Consider the following 22,565-nt stretch of genomic DNA (forward strand, 5'->3'; position numbering starts at 1 on the left):
ATCGCCCGGGTAGGCATCGCCGCATACCGAGATCGATTCTCGTTAACCCGCTTTTGTAGGAGCTGCCGAAGGCTGCGATCTTTTGATCTTGTCGTAAAGGCAAAAGATCGCAGCCTTCGGCAGCTCCTACAGATAACGCCCGAACGGGTAAATTGCCCGGCCGGTTATGTTTGGCCCAAGGCTTGTGTCATGATGATCCGACCGCAGGTTAGTCGTCCTCTTCCTATATGAATAGATCTTCCGCGTTGCTTCTCGCTTTTGTCTTCCTCAGCGGCTGCCAAGCCTTGGCCCCCGTCTCGTCGGACGGTACGTCGCCGACCGAAGACAGCGCACCGGCGCCTGAAAAACCCAAGGTTTACAGCTCATTCAGCGAAGACACAGTCTTCAGCCTGCTGAGCGCCGAACTGGCTGGCCAGCGCAATCGTTTCGACATTGCCCTGGACAACTATGTGACCCAGGCCATCAATACCCAGGACCCGGGCATTTCCGAGCGGGCATTTCGCATTGCCGAATACCTGGGTGCCGATCAAGCTGCCCTGGACACCGCAATGATCTGGGCAAAAAACGCCCCGGACGACCTTGAGGCGCAACGGGCCGCAGCGGTGCAGCTCGCGCGCGCCGGTCGTTATGACGACTCCATGGTCTATATGGAAAAAGTCCTGCAGGGCAAGGGCGACACCCACTTCGACTTTCTCGCGCTGTCCGCGGCCGATACCGACCAGGACACGCGTAACGGCCTGATGAAGAGTTTCGACCGTTTGCTGCAGCGTCACCCGAACAACGGCCAGCTGATTTTCGGCAAGGCCTTGCTGTTGCAACAGGACGGCGACTCCCGAGGCGCGCTGACGCTGCTGGAAAATAATCCGCCGGAAGACGGCGAAATCGCTCCGATCCTGCTGCGCGCACGCCTGCTGCAATCCCTCGATCGAGGCGACGAAGCCTTGCCGCTGCTGCAAAAAAGCATCAAGAAATACCCGGACGACAAGCGATTACGCCTGACCTACGCCCGCATGCTGGTCGAACAAAACCGCATGGATGACGCCAAGGCCGAATTCTCGAGCCTGGTCCAGCAATACCCGGAAGACGACGAACTGCGTTACTCCCTGGCACTGGTATGCCTGGAAGCCAAGGCCTGGGACGAGGCCAAAGGCTATCTGGAAGACCTGATCGCCCGCGAAAGCCATGTTGACTCCGCACACCTGAACCTGGGGCGTATCGCCGAAGAGCGCAACGATCCGCAAGGGGCGCTGATCGAATATGGCCAGGTCGGCCCTGGCAACGACTATCTGCCGGCACAATTGCGCCAGGCCGATATCCTGATGAACAACGGCAAGACCGCCGAAGCCCAGCGCAAACTCGCGGCCGAACGCGACGAGCAACCGGACTATGCGATCCAGTTGTACCTGATCGAGGCGGAAACCCTGTCCGCCAACAATCAGGGCGACAAGGCCTGGAACGTCCTGCAACAGGCGCTGCAGAAGTACCCTGACGATCCGAACCTGCTTTACACCCGCGCCATGCAGGCGGAAAAACGCAATGACCTGGCGCAAATGGAAAAAGACCTGCGGCTGATCATCAAGCGCGACCCGGACAATGCGATGGCGCTGAACGCCCTCGGCTACACCCTGTCCGACCGCACAACGCGTTACGCCGAAGCCAAGGCCCTGATCGAACAGGCCCACCAGATCAATCCGGAAGACCCGGCGGTACTCGACAGCCTCGGCTGGGTGAACTTCCGTCTTGGCAATCTGGACGAAGCCGAACGCTTGCTGCGCAAGGCACTGGAGCGCTTCCCCGACCAGGAAGTCGCCGCCCACCTTGGCGAAGTCCTGTGGGCCAATGGCAAGCAAAGCGAAGCCAGACAAATCTGGGGCAAATTCCTCAAGGAACAACCCGACAGCCCTACCCTGCGCAGCACCATCAAGCGCCTGACCGGATCAGAGACTCTTTAAGATTATGTTTTTGCGCCACATCATTGTTTTCAGCCTCATCGCCCTGCTGGCCGGTTGCGCCGGCATGGGTTCCCGCGAGTCGGTTGGCGGGCACGGCAACGCCACCCAATGGCGTGAACACAAAGAACAACTGACCCACCTGGACGGCTGGCAAATCGACGGCAAGATCGGCATTCGCGCCCCCAAGGATTCGGGCAGCGGCACGCTGTTCTGGTTACAGCGCCAGGACTACTACGACATTCGCCTCTCCGGCCCCTTGGGTCGCGGCGCCGCCCGCTTGACCGGGCGCCCCGGAAAAGTCTCCCTCGAAGTCGCCAATCAAGGGCGCTATGAAGCGCCGTCCCCGGATGCGTTGCTTGAAGAACAACTGGGCTGGAAGCTTCCCGTTTCCAATCTGGCCTGGTGGGTGCGCGGGCTCCCGGCTCCGGACACCAAGAGCCGCCTGACCCTGGACGGCGACAGCCGCCTGGCCAATCTGGAACAGGACGGCTGGCAGGTCGAATACACCGCCTATACCGAGCAAAACGGTTACTGGCTGCCCGAGCGGATCAAACTGCACGGCACCGACCTTGATGTCACCCTGGTGATCAAGGCCTGGCAACCGCGCAAACTGGGGAGCTGACATGGCAACCAATCAACTGACCTTGCCTTCCCCGGCCAAACTCAATTTGATGTTGCACATTCTCGGTCGTCGTGAAGACGGATACCACGAACTGCAGACGCTGTTTCAGTTTCTCGATTACGGCGACGAAATCACTTTTGCCGTGCGCGAAGACGGTGTCATTCAGTTGCATACCGAATTCGAAGGCGTTCCCCACGACAGTAATCTGATCGTGAAAGCCGCGAAGAAACTCCAGGCGCAATCCGGTTGTTCACTCGGCATCGATATCTGGATCGATAAAATCCTGCCAATGGGTGGCGGGATCGGCGGCGGAAGCTCGAACGCGGCAACCACGCTACTCGGCCTGAATCATCTCTGGCAACTGGGCTGGGACGAAGACCGGTTGGCCACCCTGGGTCTGACGCTGGGCGCCGATGTCCCGGTTTTCGTGCGCGGTCACGCGGCCTTTGCCGAGGGCGTTGGAGAGAAACTGACGCCGGTTGATCCCGAGGAACCCTGGTATGTCGTACTGGTGCCGCAAGTCTCTGTCAGCACAGCAGAAATTTTTTCTGATCCGTTGTTGACACGTAACACGCCTCCCATTAAAGTGCGCCCCGTTCCCAAGGGAAACAGTCGAAACGACTGCTTGCCGGTGGTAACAAGACGTTATCCAGAAGTGCGTAACGCCTTGAATTTGCTAGGTAAATTTACCGAAGCAAAACTCACCGGAACTGGAAGTTGTGTGTTTGGGGGCTTCCCAAGCAAAGCTGAAGCTGATAAAGTCTCGGCCCTTCTTACAGAGACCCTTACAGGATTTGTAGCAAAAGGAAGCAACGTTTCGATGTTGCATCGCAAGCTGCAAGACCTGCTCTAAAGGAACACGAGTACTGGGTACTCGTTGCAACAGATACAGGGGCGTCGCCAAGCGGTAAGGCAGCAGGTTTTGATCCTGCCATGCGTTGGTTCGAATCCAGCCGCCCCTGCCATTTTCTATACTCATCCAGGTTACCCTCAGCCTCTAGGTACTGCGCGTGTCCAAGATGATGGTCTTTACGGGGAATGCTAACCCCGATCTGGCTCGGCGTGTCGTACGTCAGCTGCATATCCCTCTCGGTGACATCTCTGTCGGTAAGTTTTCCGACGGCGAAATTACAGCCGAGATCAATGAAAACGTCCGCGGTAAAGACGTCTTCATTATTCAGCCGACTTGCGCTCCGACCAACGATAACCTGATGGAACTGGTAGTGATGGCTGATGCCTTCCGCCGCTCCTCGGCTACTCGTATCACTGCTGTTATTCCTTACTTTGGTTATGCCCGTCAGGATCGCCGTCCGCGTTCCGCACGTGTAGCTATCAGCGCGAAAGTCGTTGCTGACATGCTTACCGTAGTCGGCATCGACCGTGTTCTCACGGTTGATCTGCATGCTGACCAGATTCAGGGTTTCTTCGATATTCCGGTAGATAACATCTACGGCTCCCCGGTTCTGGTGGATGACATCGAAGATCAGCGCTTTGAAAACCTGATGATCGTGTCCCCGGACATTGGTGGCGTCGTGCGTGCACGTGCTGTTGCCAAATCCCTGGGCGTAGATCTCGGGATCATCGACAAACGCCGTGAGAAAGCCAATCACTCTGAAGTGATGCATATCATCGGTGATGTCGAAGGGCGCACCTGTATCCTGGTCGATGACATGGTCGATACCGCCGGCACCCTGTGCCACGCGGCCAAGGCCTTGAAAGAGCATGGCGCTGCCAAGGTTTTCGCCTACTGCACGCACCCTGTGCTGTCGGGTCGGGCGATCGAAAACATCGAAAATTCCGTGCTGGACGAGCTGGTGGTGACCAACACCATCCCGCTGTCCGCTGCAGCACAAGCCTGTGCGCGTATCCGTCAACTGGATATCGCACCGGTAGTTGCCGAGGCGGTCCGCCGCATCAGCAATGAAGAATCGATCAGCGCGATGTTCCGCTAAGGGCCCTGCCCTTCTCGAACATCTCGTTGACGAAAAGCGCCCCGCCCCGGCATTCCTGTCGGGGCGGGGCTTTTTTGCCCATATCGCCTTTAGCGCTGGTCGCAAACGCTGGGGCGAATGTGGTTATTTTGGAGATACAACATGAACGATTTTACTCTGAATGCTGAAGTGCGTTCCGACCTGGGGAAAGGTGCGAGCCGCCGCCTGCGTCGTCTCGCAAGCCTGGTTCCAGCTGTAGTTTACGGTGGCGACAAAGCCCCTGAATCCATCAGCATGCTGGCCAAAGAAGTTGCCAAACTGCTCGAAAACGAAGCGGCTTACAGCCACATCATCGAGCTGAACGTTGGTGGCACCAAGCAAAACGTCGTGATCAAAGCTCTGCAACGTCACCCGGCCAAAGGCCACGTGATGCACGCTGACTTCGTACGCGTAGTCGCTGGCCAGAAACTGACCGCTATCGTTCCAGTGCACTTCATCAACGAAGAAGCACCGACCAAGAAAGGCGGCGAAATCTCCCACGTTGTTGGCGAGATCGAAGTTTCCTGCCTGCCAAAAGACCTGCCTGAATTCATCGAAGTTGACCTGGCTAACGCCGAGATCGGCTCGATCATTCACCTGTCCGACCTCAAAGCCCCTAAAGGCGTTGAGTTCGTTGCTCTGGCACACGGCGATGACAAGGCTGTTGCCAACGTCCACGCTCCACGTGTTGCTCCAGAAGCTGCAGAAGGCGCTGCAGAGTAATTTCACTCTGTACGCCGGAGTGACGGAAACATCGCGGACTGCAACATAGCGAGAAAGCGGGCGGGAACGCGGAGTTTACATTCATGGTAAATGAGCATTTTTCGTCCACTTTCGCCGCTTTCCCTGATCGCGGCGATGTTATCCACCACTTCAAGGAAGGGCCCCTATCGTGACTGCCATCAAACTGATCGTTGGCCTGGGAAATCCAGGCGCTGAATACGAACAGACCCGGCATAACGCAGGGGCCCTTTTTGTTGAGCGCATCGCGAACGCACAGGGCGTGAACCTTGTGGCCGATCGCAAATATTTCGGCCTGACCGGGCGCTTTTCGCACCAGGGTCAGGATGTTCGTCTTTTGATTCCCACCACCTACATGAACCGCAGCGGCCAGGCCGTGGCGGCACTCGCCGGATTCTTCCGCATCAAGCCTGAAGAAATCCTGGTGGCGCATGACGAACTCGACCTGCCTCCGGGCGTTGCCAAACTCAAAGTGGGCGGCGGTCATGGCGGTCACAACGGGTTGCGCGACATCATTGCGCAACTGGGCAATCAGAACACGTTCCACCGCTTGCGGCTTGGCATTGGCCATCCGGGCGTTGCCAGTATGGTTTCAAATTTCGTCCTGGGTCGTGCGCCACGCGCCGAACAGGAAAAACTCGATGCCAGCATCGATTTTGCCCTCGGCGTGCTGCCGGATATCCTCGCCGGTGAATGGAACCGCGCGATGAAAAACCTGCACAGCCAGAAGGCCTGACTTTTACCCGAGGGGAAACACCATGGGATTCAATTGCGGCATCGTCGGCCTGCCTAACGTCGGCAAGTCCACCCTGTTCAACGCCCTGACCAAATCCGGTATCGCGGCCGAGAACTTCCCCTTCTGCACCATCGAGCCCAACAGCGGTATCGTGCCGATGCCGGATTCGCGTCTGGATGCCCTGGCAGCCATCGTCAATCCAAAGCGCATCCTGCCGACCACCATGGAGTTCGTCGACATCGCAGGCCTGGTTGCCGGCGCGTCGAAAGGTGAAGGCCTGGGTAACAAGTTCCTGGCCAACATCCGCGAAACCGATGCCATCGCCCATGTGGTCCGCTGCTTCGAAGACGAGAACGTGATTCACGTTTCCAACAGCGTCGACCCGAAACGCGACATCGAAATCATCGACCTGGAGCTGATCTTCGCCGACCTCGACAGCTGCGAGAAACAACTGCAGAAAGTCGCGCGCAATGCCAAGGGCGGAGACAAGGACGCCGTGGTTCAGAAAGGCCTGCTGGAGCAATTGATCGCTCACTTCACCGAAGGTAAGCCTGCGCGCAGCCTGATGAAGAACATGAGCACCGAAGAGAAACTGGTGATCAAGGGCTTCCACCTGCTGACCACCAAGCCGGTCATGTACATCGCCAACGTGGCCGAAGACGGCTTCGAAAACAACCCGCACCTCGACGTGGTCATGGCCATTGCCGAAGAAGAAGGCGCCGTAGTTGTACCGGTCTGCAACAAGATCGAAGCGGAAATCGCCGAGCTGGATGACGGCGAAGAAAAAGACATGTTCCTCGAAGCCCTGGGCCTTGAAGAACCTGGCCTGAACCGCGTGATCCGCGCCGGCTACGAAATGCTGCACCTGCAGACCTACTTCACCGCCGGCGTCGAAGAAGTCCGCGCCTGGACCGTCCGCGTCGGTGCCACCGCACCACAAGCCGCTGGCGTGATCCACACCGACTTCGAAAAAGGCTTCATCCGCGCCGAAGTGATCGCCTACAACGACTTCATCCAGTACAAGGGTGAAGCCGGTGCCAAGGAAGCCGGCAAATGGCGCCTGGAAGGCAAGGAATACGTCGTTAAAGACGGCGACGTGATGCACTTCCGCTTCAACGTTTAAGTTTTTCACGACGAAGCACCCGCCCAAGAAAAAGCCGCGTTTAGACGCGGCTTTTTTGTGCCTGTTGTAGGAGCGAGGCTTGCCCGCGAAGGCCGTTATGCGGCTTGAATGATTCACCGCGCCATCGTTCTTCGCGGGCAAGCCTCGCTCCTACAGGCCAGTGTGCGGTCAGGCCTTTTTGGTACGCGGCAAGAAGATCGCCAGTACACCCAGCAATGGCAGGAACGAACACAGGAAGTACACGTATTCAATACCGTGGATGTCCGCCAGATGCCCAAGCAACGCCGCCCCTATCCCGCCGAAGCCGAACATCAGCCCGAAGAACACCCCAGCGATCATCCCGACATTGCCCGGTACCAGCTCCTGGGCATAGACCACGATGGCCGAGAACGCCGACGCCAGGATGAAGCCGATCACCACGCTGAGGATGCTGGTCCAGAACAGGTCGACGTGGGGCAGGATCAGCGTGAACGGCGCGACGCCGAGGATCGAGAACCAGATCACAGCCTTACGCCCGATCTTGTCGCCGATCGGCCCACCAAAGAAGGTCCCCGCCGCCACTGCCCCAAGGAACAGGAACAGGTGCAACTGGGAACTGGCCACCGACAGATCGAACTTCTCGATCAGGTAAAAGGTGAAGTAGCTGGTGAAACTCGCCATGTAGAAGTACTTGGAAAACACCAACAGCCCAAGCACCACCAGCGCGCTCATCACTCGCCCCTTGGACAAACCATGAGTCGCCGCCTGACCTTGCTTGAGCTTGAACAGGTTCAAGTGGTTGGCGTACCAGCGACTGATCCGGTAGAGCACAAACAACGCGAAAACCGCGAACAGCCCGAACCAGGCCACATGCCCTTGACCAAAGGGAATAATGATCGCTGCCGCCAGCAAAGGACCGAAGGCCGACCCCGCATTACCGCCAACCTGAAAGGTGGACTGTGCAAGCCCGAAACGCCCACCCGAAGCCAGCCGCGCCACACGAGAAGCTTCAGGGTGAAAGGTTGAAGAACCAATACCGATCAGCCCTGCAGCCAACAGAATCAACGGGAAGCTGCCCACGACCGACATCATTAGAATCCCGATTAATGTGCAGACCGTACCAGCGGGCAGCAGCCACGGCTTAGGATGGCGATCGGTGTGATAACCGACCCAGGGTTGCAGCAATGAAGCCGTCAGTTGAAAGGTCAGGGTGATCAGGCCGACCTGAGTGAAGGTCAGGCCGTAGCTGGCCTTGAGCATCGGGTAAATCGATGGAAGCACCGACTGAATCAAGTCGTTGATCAAATGCGCCAACGCCACCGCGCCGATGATGCGCATAACCAGCGGACTGCTTTGTGAAGAGGCGGACGTCGACGCGGTGGCCGACTGAATGTTGCTGATAGCCATGAGAGGTTCCGGACAACAGGTAGGTGCACACAGGCAGGTGCGCCAATGTGCCATTTTTTTGTGCACAAGCGCCATCCCCTTAGCCTGCTAACGAACTGGATTCTCACTTCCGAAAAATTGATAGCTCATAGCCATGGTCTGAATCTTGCCTTGCTACTCCGCTTCAACGCGGCCCCCTTACAAAGGGGACCGAGAATGGGAAGTTTCGTCACAGAGTCGGCCTACAGAGCGGGCAAGGGTGAGCGGCTGGGAGAAATTGCCAGTGCCGTGCAGGGCGTCACCGACACGCTGGCGCAGATCGCTACGGCGGTCGACGAACAGGCAAGCACCGCCGACGAAGTCAGTGGCAACATTCAACAAGTCGATCAGGCGGCGGTCCGTTTGCTCGAAGGCGCGCGGGCCGTGAACCTTGCAGCCGATACCTTGAGCCAGGGCAGCAAGGCGTTGAGCGCCAACACCGGCAGATTTCAGCTCAATTGAGCCCCTCCCCTGAGCCGTTTTTTCGGCTCAGGAGGATAAGCGGTTGAAAGTGTAGAGAAATATTTTAGATTTATGCTTGACGCATCTGCATTACCGGTGAATAATGCGCGCCACTTGGCTACATAGCTCAGTTGGTTAGAGCATAGCATTCATAATGCTGGGGTCCGGGGTTCAAGTCCCTGTGTAGCCACCAAGTACTAAAAACGGCTTACCGAAAGGTAGGCCGTTTTTTTATGCCTCGAGAAAATGCCGAAAACAGAATGCCTTGCGCTTTGCGTAGGAGCTGCCGAAGGCTGCGATCTTTTGATTGAAAAAAACCAGATCAAAAGATCGTAGCCTTCGGCAGCTCCTACAGGGGGAGCGTACCGCCCTTCGGCAAATCGTTTCAGATGCGAATCGCCGGCAGCGCCGACAACGCCCGCTCCCAGATCTGCCAGGTCCGTAGCCAGACCATCGCCTGCCAATCGCTGTCGGCTGGATAGAACTGCTCGAGCAGATTCAACTTGATATCACGCCCTACCCCATCACTCGGATTGCCATGCAGATGCAGCCAGTGATCATCGCGCAAATAGCGATGCACCTGCGGGCCGGGATACGTTCCACACTCGATGACGAACGGCATCAACCGCACCTGCGGCAGCGCATTGAGTAACGCCTGTGAGGTGTAGCCGGTCGCCGTGGCGGCCACGCCGGTTTCACTCAGTGTGTCGGCGCCGGTATGCAGGGTGTAGAGCCACGGACCATAAATCCCCTGGGCATCGGCCAGCGCCGGATAAGCCGCTTCAGTGATCGTCAATAACATCGGATGACCGTATTCGCCGGCGCCGGTGTGCAAGTCAAAGCACATGGCGACGTCGGCATGGGCGACGTGCTTCTGGAGGATCTGGTGCAAGGTACGATTCGACCAGCTCGGCGCCAGCCCGCCAAAAAACAAGCCGTCGGGATGCCGATGCTGGCCCCCTTCGACAATCGACATCACCGCCGGCCAACCATGATTGCGGATTTGCTCATCGAGTAGCCCGTCGGCGCGATCACGCTCGGGACCTTGCAACTGTGAGCACGCATAAATTTCATGCAGTGCGTCATAGGCCCGGTTATCCGGCAAGGGGCCGTCGAAGTTCAGATGGTTTCGGTTCAGGTCGATATTGTCTTCATTGACCCGGCGCAACCACGCCATGCCCCACGGATTGATCGAATGGATCATCACCACGGCGACATCCGCCGGCAGCGAGCGTTTGCCCAGCTCCTGCAGCCATTTGATTTGACAACCCGAGCCATAGAAGCCTTCGACGCCGTGGGTGCCACTGAGCGCGATCAGCAGACGTTTGGCATCCGGATCGCCCAGTACCGCCACATCAGTGCTCAAGTGCTCGCCAAACGGCCCTGTGAGCGGGTGTGAATACTCGGTCAGCGTCGCCCCGGCCGCAGTGGCCGTCGAGAGAAATTGCTCGCGTTGTGAACGGTAGCTTGGCTGGGTCGGAAACTCAGTGTGCATAGGGGCCTCTTGTTGATTTTTCTAGTCAGGCGATTGGATACGACCCTACAGAAATTCCCTCCATTGATGAAGGACAAAAACGGCCTTGTCGTAGGACTCGGTTTGCGCCATCGAGTGGTGGCCGATAAAGTCCCCTGACCCCCTTTCCAACGGACGGAGTGCCCAACGTGTTTTCAGCCTTCCACTTGAGCCGCTTTCGCCTGTCGGCGCTGTCGCTGATGGCCATCGCTTTAACGCTGGCCGCCTGCAACGCTCCCCCTTCTTCACCTTCGGTTTCAACGCTGCCACTGGCGCCGGAAAACGCTTCCGGGTTTCGCACCGATCTGCAAACCCGACATGCCACTCGGCACATGGCCGCAGCGGCCAACCCATTGGCGGCCGAGGCCGGGCGGGAGATGCTCCGTCGTGGTGGTTCAGCCATCGATGCGGCGATTGCCATGCAGGCGGTATTGACGTTGGTCGAGCCGCAATCGTCGGGCATCGGTGGCGGCGCATTGATCGTGCTCTGGGATGGCAAATCCGTGCGCACTTACGATGGTCGCGAAACGGCACCGGCCGGCGCCACCGAGAAACTATTCCTACAGCCTGACGGGCAGCCGATGCCCTTCCCCCAGGCGCAGATCGGCGGTCGCTCGGTGGGCACACCAGGTGTTTTACGCGCCCTCGAATTGGCCCATCAAAAGCACGGGCGCCTGCCCTGGGCGCAGCTGTTCGAACCGGCCATTGAACTTGCCGAGCAAGGCTTCGCCATCTCTCCGCGCCTGCATCTGCTGATCGCTTCGGACTCAAAACTACCCAACTCACCCGACATGGCAGCGTACTTTCTGAATGCCGACGGCAGCCCGAAAGCCGTCGGCACACGCCTGAAAAACCCGGCATTGGCCGCCGTGTTCCGGCGCATCGCCAAAGAAGGGCCGGATGCCCTGTACAAGGGTGCTATCGCCGAGGAAATCGTGGCCAAGGTACAGGGGCACGCCAACCCGGGAAGCCTGTCGCTGAACGATCTACAAGGTTACCGCGCCAAAGAGCGTGCGCCCCTGTGCACCGACTACAAACGCTGGCAGGTGTGCGGCATGCCGCCACCGTCATCGGGCGGGATTGCCGTGGCGCAGATCCTCGGCACGCTGCAAGCCCTTGAGAGCCGTGACAAACGCTTTGCCCTGGCGCCGATGAAACCGGTCAGGACCAACGCCCCCGCCGGCCTTGAGCCGTCTCCTGAGGCCGTGCACCTGATCTCGGAGGCCGAGCGCCTGGCCTATGCCGATCGCGCCCAATACGTGGCCGATACTGATTTTGTGCCGGTGCCCGTCAAAGGGCTGGTGGACCCGTCGTACCTGGCCAGCCGCGCCGCGCTGATCGGTCAGCGCAGCATGGGTACGGCGACACCGGGGACTCCACCGGGCATCCAGGTTGCTTTCGCGCCGGACCGCTCGCCGCTGCGCATCTCCACTTCACAAGTGGTGGCCTTCGATGACCAGGGGGGCGCGGTGTCCATGACCACCACCATCGAGTCCGCCTTCGGCTCGCACCTGATGGTTCAGGGCTTCCTGCTCAATAACGAGATGACCGACTTCTCGTTCATCCCTGAGGAGAAGAGGCAAAAAGTCGCCAACCGTGTCGAGCCTGGCAAGCGTCCGCGCTCTTCCATGGCCCCGACGCTGATATTCGACCGCCAGAGCGGTGAATTCGTCGCCAGCGTCGGCTCACCCGGAGGCTCGCAAATCATCGAATACGTCGCCAAAACCGCTGTCGGCTTGCTGGATTGGGAACTCGATGCACAAGCGGCCATTAACCTGCCGAACTTCGGCAGCCGCAACGGCCCGACCGAACTGGAACAAGGCCAATTCAGCCCCGCCCTGATCCAGGCGCTGAAGGACAAAGGCCACAATGTGACCGAAATCGACATGACCAGCGGCACCCAGGCGATTGTTCGGGTCAAGGATGCGCAGGGTAAAGCGACACTGACGGGAGGCGCCGATCCTCGGCGAGAGGGAGAGGCGCTGGGGGATTGAGTCGTACGCAGGTGTGAGAAAGGGCTTACCAAGTGGTAGACCCTTTCTCATGGAAGGTCTGAAATCAGGCCGGCACACCCAGAATGATGTGGGACGCCTTGATCACCGCCGTCGCACTCACACCCGGCGCTAGGCCCAACTCAGCCACGGCTTCGCGGGTGACGATCGAGTAAACCTCAGTGCCGCCGTCGAGCTTGATCACCACCTCGGCATTCACCGCGCCATCGCTGACCTTGGTGACCTTGCCTTCGAGGCAGTTGCGCGCCGACAGGCGAATGTCGCTGGAGTCGGTCATCAGCATGACCCACGGCGCCTTGACCAACGCGACCGCTTCCTTGCCAACCGCCAGACCGAGGTTCTTCACGCTTTCCATCGTGACCACGGCCACCAGCTCATTGCCACCCGGCAACTTCAGGGATATCTCGGCGTTGACGGCACCGGACTGCACTTGACTAATGGTGCCTTTGAACACGTTACGGGCGCTGACTTTCATTGCTTTGTAGCCTCTGCTGGTTATTTTTGTATACAAAACACAGCAACATTCTCTCTGAGCGGGCAGGACGCAATGTCGCACCCACTTAACGACTGATTTTTAGCGCCTGTCGAGCCCGGTGTTTTTCCAGCGCCAGATCGATCAGCCGTGTGACCAGTTCACTGTAGGTCATGCCTGTGGCCTGCCACAGTTTCGGGTACATGCTGATGCGGGTGAATCCCGGCAGCGAGTTGATTTCGTTGATCAGCACTTCGCCGCTGTCGGTCAGAAAGACATCGACCCGAGCCAGCCCGGAACAACCCAGTACCTGAAACGCCTCCACGGCCATGGCGCGGATACGTTCGCTGGCCTCCACACTGATATGGGCGGGCACCACCACTTCAGCAGCTTTGTCATCAATGTACTTGCTGTCGTAGGAATAAAACCCGCTGTGCACCACGATCTCGCCGCAACCGCTGGCGACGGCGTCTTCGTTGCCGAGTACTGCGCATTCGATCTCGCGACCATTGACGGCGGTTTCGATCAATACTTTTTCATCGAATCCCAGCGCCAGTTCGACTGCCGCCACGAATTCAGTTTCGTCGGTGACCTTGCTCACGCCAACGGAGGAACCCTGGTTCGCGGGTTTGACAAACAGCGGCAATCCCAACTTATCCACAACCCCGGCGAATGTGATCCGAGCCGCAGAGGTGCGGGTCAGTGTCACGAACGGCGTGACTGCCAGCCCGGCGTCGCGCAGCAGGCGCTTGCTGATGTCCTTGTCCATGCACACTGCCGACCCCAGCACATCGGAGCCGACAAACGGCAAGTCAGCCATGCGCAGCAGGCCTTGCAGGCAACCGTCCTCGCCGAGGGTACCGTGGACAATCGGGAAAATGACATCAACGTGCCCCAGCAGCTCCTGGCTGGAGGTTTCCATCAGTTGTTGGTTTGCCTTGCCCGGAACCACGGCCAATTCTCGATTGGACTGATTCAGGGCAATCAGGGCCGGGTTTTCCTGGTTCAGCAGGAAGTTCGAGGGGTCGTTGAGGTGCCAATGGCCCTGTTTGTCGATGCCAATCAGCACCGGTTCGAAACGCGAACGATCCAGGGCATCGACAATGTTTTTCGCCGACTGCAGTGACACCTCATGCTCTGCCGAGCGGCCGCCAAAGATAATTCCCACACGCAATTTGCTCATTACCTAGCCTCGATGTGAATGTGCTTATGGCTAGGTTAGCAGCGACCTACGGCTGCAAAGTCTTGCCGTCCACCGGTTGGCCGATGGTCAAAAAGTGTCCACCCGCCACGTGGTGCAGAGTACGCAATGCGTCTCGTCCCTCGAAGTGCCAGCGCCCGTCACTGAATACGCGCTCATCGGCCTGGGCGGCAATCACTTCGGCCAGGAACAGATCATATTGCTGATGATTATTGGGCTCCGGCAGCAGTCGACATTCCAGCCAGGCAACGCAACCCTCGAGCATCGGCGCGTCGATCAGCTCGGCATTGAAGGTTTGCAAGCCATAAATCTGGAACTTGTCACGCCCCTGGTCCCGAGTCAGTTCCAGGCCTGACGTCGAACCAACGGTTTGCACGATGTCGGCTTGTGCGGCGCAGGGAACATTCAGCACGAAGGTCCCCGAAGCTTCCAGCAGTTGGCGAGTCCAGGTGGACTTGTCCAGCACCACGGCGATTTTCGGCGGCTCGAAATCCAGGGGCATGGCCCAAGCCGCCGCCATGATATTGCGCTCGCCGCCGTGGGAGGCACTGACGAGCACGGTCGGCCCGTGATTGAGCAAACGATAAGCCTTGGGCAAAGGGACCGGGCGGCGGTGGGAGGCGCTCATGGATGTCTGCTCCTTGGGGAAAAGAGCCGATTGTAGCGGGATAAGAGTCTCAAAAACCTGTAGGCGCGATGCTTGCTCGCGATGGGCGTCAGGACAACGCGGGCATTCAGACAGCACGCGTTTTCGTTGACCTCCATCGCTCCTACAGGAGAAGGCATCAACTCGACAGCTGATTGGCGAACTGCCCCACCGCATTCACCACTTTCTGAGCACCGTCCTGGATCTCGACGATCACTGTGCCCGCCTCCGCAGCAAGCGCCAGCCCCTGCTCCGCCTGGAGCTTGCCGTCGGTCATCAGGGCCACGGCGTTACGGGCCATCTCCTGGTTCTGACGTACCACCAACACGATCTCATCGGTGGCCTGGCTGGTACGCGAAGCCAGTTGCCGCACCTCGTCCGCCACCACGGCAAAACCGCGCCCCTGCTCACCGGCACGCGCCGCCTCGATAGCGGCATTGAGCGCCAGCAGGTTGGTTTGTTCGGCGATGCCGCTGATGGTTTTGACGATGGTGCCGATCACCAACGACTGTTCGTTCAGGGCCTCAATGCCATCACCTGCGGTTTGCATATGCTTGGCCAAATCACGCATCACATCCACTGCCTGCGTGACCACCGTATTGCCGCGCTGGGCGCATTGGTCGGTTTGTTGCGAAGTGCTGTAGGCAATGTTCGCGGCTTCGGCAACGGCTTGTTCCTGATTGACCTGGTCGGTGATGACCGTGGCGAACTTCACCACTTTGTAGAGCTTGTTGTTGGCATCGACCACCGGGTTGTAGGACGCCTCCAGCCAAACAGCACGACCATGACTATCGATACGCTTGAAACGAGCCGCCACGTACTCACCCGCGTTCAGGCGACGCCAGAAATTCTGGTACTCGGCGCTATTGGCTTCATCCGGCAGGCAAAACATGCGGTGATGCTTGCCCTTGATCTGCGCCAGGCTGTAACCCATCCCGGAAAGAAAGCGATCGTTGGCCGCCAGCACATTGCCATTGAGGTCGAACTCGATCACTGCCGTCGAACGGACCAAGGCGCCGATCAGGTTTTCGTGTTCGCGGGAGGCTTCGATGGTGCGGGTCAGGTCGCTGGAGAAAATCGAGAAATGTTTGATCCGGCCATCGGAGGACCGCACAGGCTGCACGATTGAACGCAACCAGGCTTCCTCACCGGTTCCACGCGACAAGCGCACGGCACCGGCGAAGTGCTCGCCACGGGTCAGTGCGCTTTTGAACCGTTGGTGGAATTCATCGGTTTTTACATGATCAGGGACGATGTCTTCAATGTGCCGGTCGATCAGTTCGTGGCGCTTGTAGCGCATTTCGTCGAGGAAGTTCTGATTGACCGATTGCACCCGCCCATCAGAACCAACGGTCAGCACGAGCATCTCGCTTTCCAGGCTTTCCTTCACTTGCTGGAGGCTGGAAAGTTCTTCACGAAGAGCCGACAGCTCCTGCTTCAAGCGTTTATTGAACATGGGGATGCACCGATGGACTGGGATAGAAAGCGATATGCAGCCTAACCATCGGCCTTGGGAGCCTTTTCTTAAGAGCGCTTCAGCTTTGTCCTACAAAAAAAGTTGCGCAGTGCCAGCGATGCCTGTCGATCACGTCGCACTGGCCGTCGAACAGCCAGCCACTCTCGGCATGCGCGCGCCGAAATACGCCGCACTGCTCACCCCCACCGCCCCCATCACCGCACAGAAAATCACGCAGATCCATGGGCTCCACGGCATCAGACCGATCAGTAGCAAGGGTGTGATACTCGCCCATGCGGCGTAGGCAATGTTGTACGTGAAGGAAATTCCCGAAACGCGAATTCGTGCCGGGAACAGACTGACCATCACCGATGGCACCGCGCCGACCACCCCGCAAGCGAGGCCGGCTACCGCGTAGGCCAGACCGATCCACTGACCACCATTGATCAGGCAGGCATAGAGCACGCCGATGCCCAGTGGCAGCAGCAGGCTGTACAGCATGACGGTGCGCCAGGCGCCGATACGGTCGACCAGCAATCCGGCGAGCACACAGCCAATGTTCAGGAAAACGATGCCCAGCGCACTCAAGCCGAAGGTGTGGCTGGCGGTCATGCCGAACGTTTTCTGCATCATGGTCGGGGTGATGACCACGAACACCACCACGGCCGAGGTCAGTACGCAGGTCAGAATCATCGCTGGCAACATCGCCAGTCGATGCTCACGCAGGACTGCCCGCAACGGCAATTCGACCGCCTCTTCACGTCGCGCCTGCATGGCCATGAATACAGGGGTTTCGCTGAGCCAGCGACGCAACCAGACGCCAATCACACCGAACACACCACCGAGCAGGAACGGGAGGCGCCAGGCGTAATCGAGAATTTCTGCCGGGGTGAACGCCTGGGCCAGGAACGTCGCCGTCAAGGCGCCCAACAAGTAGCCAAAGGTCAGCCCCGCCTGCAAAAAGCCCAAGGCATAACCGCGATGCCCCACCGGCGCATGCTCGGCAACGAACACCCAGGCGCTCGGCACTTCTCCGCCCACGGCTGCTCCCTGCAGGACGCGCAGCATCAGCAACAACAGGGGAGCGAAATAGCCGATTTGCGCGTAGGTCGGCATGATCCCGATCAGCAGGCACGGCAGCGCCATCATCAGGATGCTCAGGCTGAACACCCGCTTGCGCCCTAGCCGGTCGGCGAAATGCGCCATCAGGATGCCACCCAGCGGTCGCGCCAGGTAACCCGTGACAAAAATCCCGAAGCTTTGCAGCAACCTCAGCCACTCGGGCATTTCCGGCGGGAAGAACAGTTGGCTCAAGGTCAGGGCGAAAAATACGAAGATGATGAAGTCGTAAATTTCCAGCGCCCCGCCGAGGGCCGCGAGCCCCAGGGTCTTGTAGTCCGAGCGATTGAACGGCGTCGGGCGCGTATCGATGTTGGCAGTCATTGAAAGAACTCTGGCACAGGCAAAAACCAAGGCGCCCATGGTCTACGCAAACGCGCCCACGGACAACCCGTTAGACCAAAGTCCCATAGCCGCAAATCAGCCCCGCAAAAAAACACTGCTTGATTTACTGTTAGTGCCTGTCTAGACGGGCCGGTGCCGCCCCGAAGACCACAATAAACATAAAAATCCGAGGTATTCCCGTGGCCGCTGATATCGAAGATAGCCGCTCCGCCCGCTTTGCCCTGCGCTGCTCAAGCTTTGCCGAACGCTGGTTTCCCGACTCCTGGGTGTTTGCCGCCCTGGCGGTGATTATCGTCACCGTGGCGACCCTGTTCATGGGCGCCAAACCCACCGACGCCGCCATGGCGTTTGGCGACGGTTTCTGGAGCCTGATCCCCTTCACCATGCAGATGGCTTTCGTGGTCATTGGCGGTTATGTCGTCGCCAGTTCGCCGCCGGCGGTGAAACTGATTGATCGCCTGGCGAAGTTGCCGAAAAACGGTCGCTCCGCCGTGGCCTGGGTTGCCTTGATCTCCATGGTCGCCTCCCTGCTGAACTGGGGTTTGTCGCTGGTGTTCGGTGGCTTGCTGGTACGCGCCCTCGCCCGCCGTACCGATCTGAAAATGGACTACCGCGCAGCGGGGGCAGCGGCTTACCTTGGACTGGGCGCGGTGTGGGCCCTGGGCCTGTCGTCGTCCGCAGCACAATTGCAGGCCAACCCGGCCAGCTTGCCACCGTCGATTCTGTCGATTACCGGGGTGATTCCATTCACCCAAACAATCTTTCTCTGGCAGTCCGGTGTGATGCTGCTGGCATTGGTCGTCATTTCGATCATCATTGCCTACGCCACGGCCCCAGGTCCTGCTTCGGCCCGTGACGCCAAGGCTTGCGGCGTCGACCCGAGCTTCAACCTGCCGCCCCTGCAACCGCGTACCCGTCCCGGCGAATGGCTGGAACACAGCCCGCTGCTGATCATTCTGTTGGTGCTGCTGGCGGCCGGATGGCTGTTCCATGAGTTCTCGACCAAACCGGCCATCAGTGCCATTTCCGGCCTGAACACCTACAACTTTCTGTTCATCATGCTCGGTGCCTTACTGCACTGGCGTCCTCGCAGCTTCCTCGACGCAGTGGCCCGCGCGGTACCGACCACCACCGGCGTGCTGATCCAGTTCCCGCTGTACGGCTCGATCGCCGCGCTGATGACCACAGTCAAAGGCGCCGATGCGCAGACGCTGGCCCACCATATCTCGAGCTTTTTCGTCAGCATCGCTTCCCACGACACTTATGCGCTGCTGATGGGCGTGTATTCGGCGATTCTCGGCTTCTTTATCCCGTCCGGCGGCGGCAAATGGATCATCGAAGCGCCCTACGTGATGCAAGTGGCCAACGACTTGAACTACCACCTGGGCTGGGCCGTTCAGATTTACAACGCCGCCGAAGCGCTGCCCAACCTGATCAACCCGTTCTACATGCTGCCGTTGCTGGGCGTGCTGGGGTTGAAGGCGCGGGACTTGATCGGGTTTTCGTTTGTACAACTGCTGGTGCACACGCCGCTGGTGTTGGTGTTGCTGTGGGCGCTGGGGACAACGCTGGCGTACACGGCGCCGGTGATGCCGTAACACCAAAAGGAGCCAATATTTTTATTGGCTCCCCTCTTTGTCCGATCATGTCTGCTTCAATAAGTGTTGGATCTAAACGCTGAAAAGGACCGGTGCATGTTCAAATTTGCAGGACTCTCCCTCGCCGCCCTCGCCCTGAGTGCCACCGCCCACGCCGATGTCAGCCTTAAGTTGGGCGACCCCGAACGCGTCACCCGCCTGTTTGCATACCCCAATAATTGCAACGTGATTTGCTTTCGCAACTGGACGCTGGAGCAAACCGTTGAGCATTACCTGACCCAGAGCGTGCAGCGTGATGGTTACAGCGATGCGAAAGTTTTGGTAAAGACCGATAAGGGTCAGCTCTACGTCGACATCAGCGGAGTGCCCAAAAGTTATGAAAAGCCTTTAGCTGCACTGCTCGATGCTGGCGACCTGGCCTATACCGGCGCCAGCAAATTGAACGCAGATGGCAAGTGGGCTTATAGCTGGAACCTGTTCCTGCCACTGGGCCTGGCGCTGGAAAACCGCAGAAGCGTCGAGTTGCTGCACTTCCCACCGGACACTTCGCTGACCCAGGCCCAGGATTACCTGAAGTCCGCCACCACCGATCGCTGGGCCTCGTTGTTGACCCTCAATGGCATCCCGGCCGAACAGATACCGGCCTTCCAGACCATTATCGATATTGCCCCGATTGCAGCACCATCCAACGCCGGCAAAGACCTGGAAGGTGTCTACGACTACTTCAAGGACTACCAGACCACCATGGTCAGGGACATCACCGAACGTGGCAGCAGCGATGCATTACCGATGGTTGCCTTTGGTACTCCGGTGCGTAACTGGGTCAAGCAGCAATACGGGCCGACCGTGAATGTTCTGAGCCTGGTCAGCATCAGCCCTCGCGAAGGGCTGAAAGTACCGGTGCTCGGTTCCAACCACCCAAGTTACATCTGGTACGCCGCTGACCCGGCTAGCTATACCGGCAAAGATGCCCAGGCCAAGGCCGACACGGCGGGACTGAAAGTCATGGGCCAGGATTTGAGCGTCGCCTGCTGGCAGGCCGCCATGGGCCGTGATCCGGAGAGCAATCCCGACATTGAGCTCAAAAGCTGCACGCAAACCTGGCAAGTGGCCGAGAAAGAGAAAACCTGCCAGTTGTTCTACACCTCCATCCGCAGCCTGACGCCCGCACAGGCCGCAGGCAAATGCGCGTCAGCGACCATCGCGCCCCAGCTCAAACAGCTCAAGGCGCCAGCACCGGCCACTGCGCTCCCTCCACCGCCGCTGTAAATCGACGAACGGCGGTATACCTGTCAATTACGACAGTATGCCGCTCATTCTATTTGCGAGAGTCTTGGAGCGTATTCATGTGCTGCTATGCTGACAGGATCGTCAGCGGATGGAAGTCACAACACCTAGCCAACAAGGATCGTTATGAAAGCCAATGCATTGCGCAAGCCTCTGGCACGTCTCCCTGAAGGTATTTATCCCTATGCCGAACTGCCGCTGCAGCTCGGGTTTCCTTCCTTGGCCGACTTCGAAATCCTCACGAACACCACTGGCGAGGCTGTAGCCGCAATGGCATTGCGTGATTTCCCACGAATGAGCCAGATTTGTCGGGTATCGGGGCAATTGTTGCCCTATCGCTGCCAACATACACGGCAACTGACACCTGGAGTGCACGTCTACGACCCACGCTTTTGCGGACTGCTACGCCACTCGTGTAACCCCAACGTCTATCTGGAATTGAACGATCTGTGGTTATGGGCTTTGCAAGACATACAAAGAGGCGACTGGCTGACGATGGACTTCACCGTCAGTGAAGACAAACTGCTGCAGCAGTTCGCCTGTCGCTGCGGCTCGCACAATTGTCGGGGCTGGATTACCGGTTACGACGAGGTACCCAACACCGACGGCCAGATTTTTTTGAAGCACTGGCGTCGGCTGTAGGAGCGAAGCTTGCTCGCGATGGCGGATTCACTATCACCCTCTCCCCGCGAGCAAAAGCTCAGCGCCTACAGGTTTTACAGCGGTTCGAACGGACGCAGGCGGTACTGCGGCGGCAATTGCTCAAAACCGCTGATGGTGGTGTTCAGACTTTTCCAACGACCATCCTTGATGCCGTAGATGCAGCCATGGATCGACAGGTTCTGTCCACGGTGCCAGGCGTTTTGCACGATGCTGGTGTGACCGACATTGGCCACTTGCTGGATCACATTGAGTTCGCAGAGGCGGTCAACCCGCTCTTCCTCGGTGGGCAACTGGGCCAGTTCTTCGCGTTTCTCGTAATAAAGATCGCGAATCGAACGCAGCCAGCCATCGATCAGACCAAATTGGCGATCCTGCATCGAGGCGCGCACACCGCCACAGCCATAGTGGCCAGTGACAAGGATGTGTTTGACCTTGAGCACGTCGACCGCGTACTGAATAACCGACAGGCAGTTAAGGTCGGTATGCAGCACCACGTTGGCCACATTGCGGTGCACGAACAGATCTCCCGGCAGCATGCCGACGATCTCGTTGGCCGGCACGCGCGCGTCAGAGCAGCCGATCCACAAGTATTCAGGGGTTTGCTGGCGAGCCAGCTTGGCGAAGAAGTCCGGATCTTCCTTGGTGATCGCGTCAGCCCAACGCTCGTTGTTATCAATCAGGTCTTGTAAGTCGTGCATGCTGGGAAGCCTCAAGAATGATTTGCTGCTTTGACACACAGCCGTCCGTCGGGGTCACGAATGGATTGCAGGTGTTTTCGTTGGAATTCTCGTGTGCCGGGTGAGTCCACCCTAGTAAGACCTACATTATGAGCAATGACCATGACTGACTCACGACGCCCATACGATGCAGTGCAACCGGAACCCATCGATGATAACGAAGACCGCATGGGTTCGGTGCATGAGCTGGATTTCGACGACGAACAGTCCGGTGTGAAAATTGGCGACGAACTGCCGGAAAACGAGCGCGAACAATCGATGCCGCGTCGGCGTGTGCGTGAAGGCGGCATGACCGGCGAGCCTACTGATGATGATATGAGCCCTGAAACCCTGATCCGCGAAGATGGTGCCCGTGATGCCTATGAGTCAGGTGCAGACAGCCGGGCTGATTGGGATTTGAGCATTGTCGATGAGGACGACATCGGGGGTGGCAAGGGACTGGATGAAGCGGAATTGGCGCGCCTTGATCCACTCGATAAAAAACGTTGATCCAATCAATCAGGACG

The 22,565-nt window shown here is 58.5% G+C and carries 20 protein-coding genes, 2 tRNA genes and 2 pseudogenes; 15 read left to right on the plus strand and 9 right to left on the minus strand.

From position 1 onward, the window contains the following. The first annotated feature begins 227 nt into the window (after positions 1–227). From ABTV22_RS25220 to ychF, 8 genes are all read left to right on the plus strand, one after another. Positions 228–1,952 carry a tetratricopeptide repeat protein gene (locus tag ABTV22_RS25220; RefSeq protein ID WP_433737112.1) on the plus strand — a complete coding sequence of 575 codons (1,725 nt, stop codon included), beginning with the start codon at positions 228–230 and terminating at the stop codon, positions 1,950–1,952. Between the two features lie 4 nt (positions 1,953–1,956). Further along, positions 1,957–2,574: a lipoprotein insertase outer membrane protein LolB gene (lolB, locus tag ABTV22_RS25225; protein ID WP_433737113.1), complete on the plus strand. Its 618-nt coding sequence runs from the start codon at positions 1,957–1,959 to the stop codon at positions 2,572–2,574. A gap of 1 nt (position 2,575) precedes the next feature. Beyond that, positions 2,576–3,427: a 4-(cytidine 5'-diphospho)-2-C-methyl-D-erythritol kinase gene (ispE, locus tag ABTV22_RS25230; protein ID WP_433737114.1), complete on the plus strand. Its 852-nt coding sequence runs from the start codon at positions 2,576–2,578 to the stop codon at positions 3,425–3,427. Positions 3,428–3,464: 37 nt separating this feature from the next. Then, positions 3,465–3,539, plus strand: a tRNA-Gln gene (locus ABTV22_RS25235). 45 nt (positions 3,540–3,584) lie between these two features. Next, positions 3,585–4,526, plus strand: coding sequence for a ribose-phosphate pyrophosphokinase (locus ABTV22_RS25240; protein WP_003171603.1), 942 nt, complete (start codon positions 3,585–3,587; stop codon positions 4,524–4,526). A gap of 141 nt (positions 4,527–4,667) precedes the next feature. After that, positions 4,668–5,267: a 50S ribosomal protein L25/general stress protein Ctc gene (locus tag ABTV22_RS25245; RefSeq protein WP_008016617.1), complete on the plus strand. Its 600-nt coding sequence runs from the start codon at positions 4,668–4,670 to the stop codon at positions 5,265–5,267. A 169-nt stretch (positions 5,268–5,436) separates the two neighbouring features. After that, positions 5,437–6,021: an aminoacyl-tRNA hydrolase gene (gene pth, locus ABTV22_RS25250; RefSeq protein ID WP_020799735.1), complete on the plus strand. Its 585-nt coding sequence runs from the start codon at positions 5,437–5,439 to the stop codon at positions 6,019–6,021. 22 nt (positions 6,022–6,043) lie between these two features. Next, positions 6,044–7,144: a redox-regulated ATPase YchF gene (gene ychF, locus ABTV22_RS25255; protein ID WP_433737115.1), complete on the plus strand. Its 1,101-nt coding sequence runs from the start codon at positions 6,044–6,046 to the stop codon at positions 7,142–7,144. Positions 7,145–7,312: 168 nt separating this feature from the next. Here ychF and ABTV22_RS25260 read toward each other — a convergent pair whose 3' ends face one another. After that, positions 7,313–8,530 carry an MFS transporter gene (locus ABTV22_RS25260; protein WP_433737116.1) on the minus strand — a complete coding sequence of 406 codons (1,218 nt, stop codon included), beginning with the start codon at positions 8,528–8,530 and terminating at the stop codon, positions 7,313–7,315. A gap of 231 nt (positions 8,531–8,761) precedes the next feature. Between ABTV22_RS25260 and ABTV22_RS25265 the strand changes: the two are divergent. Then, a pseudogene (locus tag ABTV22_RS25265) lies at positions 8,762–9,010 on the plus strand (methyl-accepting chemotaxis protein); the annotation flags it as partial. Between the two features lie 116 nt (positions 9,011–9,126). Then, positions 9,127–9,203, plus strand: a tRNA-Met gene (locus ABTV22_RS25270). A 192-nt stretch (positions 9,204–9,395) separates the two neighbouring features. Here the strand turns inward: ABTV22_RS25270 and ABTV22_RS25275 are convergent. Beyond that, a complete protein-coding gene (locus ABTV22_RS25275) occupies positions 9,396–10,505 on the minus strand; it encodes a DUF2817 domain-containing protein (protein WP_433737117.1) in 1,110 nt (369 codons plus the stop codon). 167 nt (positions 10,506–10,672) lie between these two features. On the opposite strand from ABTV22_RS25275, the gene ggt reads away from it, so the two are divergent. After that, positions 10,673–12,517, plus strand: coding sequence for a gamma-glutamyltransferase (gene ggt / locus ABTV22_RS25280; RefSeq protein WP_433737118.1), 1,845 nt, complete (start codon positions 10,673–10,675; stop codon positions 12,515–12,517). A 64-nt stretch (positions 12,518–12,581) separates the two neighbouring features. On the opposite strand, the gene ABTV22_RS25285 is transcribed toward ggt, so the two are convergent. The 6 genes and pseudogenes from ABTV22_RS25285 to ABTV22_RS25310 all read right to left on the minus strand — a co-directional run bounded on the left by ABTV22_RS25285 (position 12,582) and on the right by ABTV22_RS25310 (position 17,753). After that, positions 12,582–13,010: a TOBE domain-containing protein gene (locus ABTV22_RS25285; protein WP_433737119.1), complete on the minus strand. Its 429-nt coding sequence runs from the start codon at positions 13,008–13,010 to the stop codon at positions 12,582–12,584. 85 nt (positions 13,011–13,095) lie between these two features. Continuing rightward, complete coding sequence (gene ddlA, locus ABTV22_RS25290; RefSeq protein ID WP_433737120.1) at positions 13,096–14,190, minus strand: D-alanine--D-alanine ligase; 1,095 nt, start codon at positions 14,188–14,190, stop codon at positions 13,096–13,098. Between the two features lie 46 nt (positions 14,191–14,236). Further along, positions 14,237–14,836: a flavin reductase family protein gene (locus ABTV22_RS25295; RefSeq protein ID WP_433737121.1), complete on the minus strand. Its 600-nt coding sequence runs from the start codon at positions 14,834–14,836 to the stop codon at positions 14,237–14,239. Positions 14,837–14,993: 157 nt separating this feature from the next. Next, positions 14,994–15,602 carry a methyl-accepting chemotaxis protein gene (locus ABTV22_RS25300; RefSeq protein ID WP_433741508.1) on the minus strand — a complete coding sequence of 203 codons (609 nt, stop codon included), beginning with the start codon at positions 15,600–15,602 and terminating at the stop codon, positions 14,994–14,996. Beyond that, positions 15,582–16,310 (minus strand): annotated as a pseudogene (locus tag ABTV22_RS25305) (PAS domain-containing protein); the annotation flags it as partial. The pseudogene ABTV22_RS25305 and the gene ABTV22_RS25300, both read right to left, overlap by 21 nt. A gap of 129 nt (positions 16,311–16,439) precedes the next feature. Continuing rightward, positions 16,440–17,753 (minus strand): MFS transporter, encoded by a 1,314-nt coding sequence (locus ABTV22_RS25310; protein WP_433737122.1) that lies wholly within the window; start codon positions 17,751–17,753, stop codon positions 16,440–16,442. A gap of 200 nt (positions 17,754–17,953) precedes the next feature. Between ABTV22_RS25310 and ABTV22_RS25315 the strand changes: the two genes are divergently transcribed. From ABTV22_RS25315 to ABTV22_RS25325, 3 genes are all read left to right on the plus strand, one after another. Continuing rightward, a complete protein-coding gene (locus ABTV22_RS25315) occupies positions 17,954–19,372 on the plus strand; it encodes a short-chain fatty acid transporter (protein WP_433737123.1) in 1,419 nt (472 codons plus the stop codon). A 96-nt stretch (positions 19,373–19,468) separates the two neighbouring features. Next, positions 19,469–20,641 (plus strand): hypothetical protein, encoded by a 1,173-nt coding sequence (locus ABTV22_RS25320; RefSeq protein ID WP_433737124.1) that lies wholly within the window; start codon positions 19,469–19,471, stop codon positions 20,639–20,641. 144 nt (positions 20,642–20,785) lie between these two features. Continuing rightward, the gene (locus ABTV22_RS25325) at positions 20,786–21,301 is read left to right on the plus strand and encodes a lysine methyltransferase (protein ID WP_433737125.1); all 516 of its coding nucleotides are present in this window, start codon (positions 20,786–20,788) and stop codon (positions 21,299–21,301) included. Between the two features lie 74 nt (positions 21,302–21,375). Here the strand turns inward: ABTV22_RS25325 and can are convergent, their stop codons facing one another. After that, a complete protein-coding gene (gene can, locus ABTV22_RS25330; protein WP_433737126.1) occupies positions 21,376–22,020 on the minus strand; it encodes a carbonate dehydratase in 645 nt (214 codons plus the stop codon). Positions 22,021–22,161: 141 nt separating this feature from the next. Between can and ABTV22_RS25335 the strand changes: the two genes are divergently transcribed. Then, a complete protein-coding gene (locus tag ABTV22_RS25335) occupies positions 22,162–22,548 on the plus strand; it encodes a serine kinase/phosphatase (RefSeq protein WP_433737127.1) in 387 nt (128 codons plus the stop codon). The last annotated feature ends 17 nt before the right edge of the window (positions 22,549–22,565 follow it).

The sequence above is a fragment of the Pseudomonas putida genome (assembly GCF_050990305.1).
Taxonomy (GTDB): domain Bacteria; phylum Pseudomonadota; class Gammaproteobacteria; order Pseudomonadales; family Pseudomonadaceae; genus Aquipseudomonas; species Aquipseudomonas putida_AH.

Excerpts from the sequence above, each read along its gene's own strand:
- ABTV22_RS25220 (WP_433737112.1), top strand. The coding sequence starts at position 228 with ATGAATAGATCTTCCGCGTTGCTTCTCGCTTTTGTCTTCCTCAGCGGC.
- lolB (WP_433737113.1), top strand. The coding sequence starts at position 1,957 with ATGTTTTTGCGCCACATCATTGTTTTCAGCCTCATCGCCCTGCTGGCC.
- ispE (WP_433737114.1), top strand. The coding sequence starts at position 2,576 with ATGGCAACCAATCAACTGACCTTGCCTTCCCCGGCCAAACTCAATTTG.
- ABTV22_RS25245 (WP_008016617.1), top strand. The coding sequence starts at position 4,668 with ATGAACGATTTTACTCTGAATGCTGAAGTGCGTTCCGACCTGGGGAAA.
- ychF (WP_433737115.1), top strand. The coding sequence starts at position 6,044 with ATGGGATTCAATTGCGGCATCGTCGGCCTGCCTAACGTCGGCAAGTCC.
- ABTV22_RS25260 (WP_433737116.1), bottom strand. The coding sequence starts at position 8,530 with ATGGCTATCAGCAACATTCAGTCGGCCACCGCGTCGACGTCCGCCTCT.
- ABTV22_RS25275 (WP_433737117.1), bottom strand. The coding sequence starts at position 10,505 with ATGCACACTGAGTTTCCGACCCAGCCAAGCTACCGTTCACAACGCGAG.
- ABTV22_RS25285 (WP_433737119.1), bottom strand. The coding sequence starts at position 13,010 with ATGAAAGTCAGCGCCCGTAACGTGTTCAAAGGCACCATTAGTCAAGTG.
- ddlA (WP_433737120.1), bottom strand. The coding sequence starts at position 14,190 with ATGAGCAAATTGCGTGTGGGAATTATCTTTGGCGGCCGCTCGGCAGAG.
- ABTV22_RS25295 (WP_433737121.1), bottom strand. The coding sequence starts at position 14,836 with ATGAGCGCCTCCCACCGCCGCCCGGTCCCTTTGCCCAAGGCTTATCGT.
- ABTV22_RS25310 (WP_433737122.1), bottom strand. The coding sequence starts at position 17,753 with ATGACTGCCAACATCGATACGCGCCCGACGCCGTTCAATCGCTCGGAC.
- ABTV22_RS25320 (WP_433737124.1), top strand. The coding sequence starts at position 19,469 with ATGTTCAAATTTGCAGGACTCTCCCTCGCCGCCCTCGCCCTGAGTGCC.
- ABTV22_RS25325 (WP_433737125.1), top strand. The coding sequence starts at position 20,786 with ATGAAAGCCAATGCATTGCGCAAGCCTCTGGCACGTCTCCCTGAAGGT.
- can (WP_433737126.1), bottom strand. The coding sequence starts at position 22,020 with ATGCACGACTTACAAGACCTGATTGATAACAACGAGCGTTGGGCTGAC.
- ABTV22_RS25335 (WP_433737127.1), top strand. The coding sequence starts at position 22,162 with ATGACTGACTCACGACGCCCATACGATGCAGTGCAACCGGAACCCATC.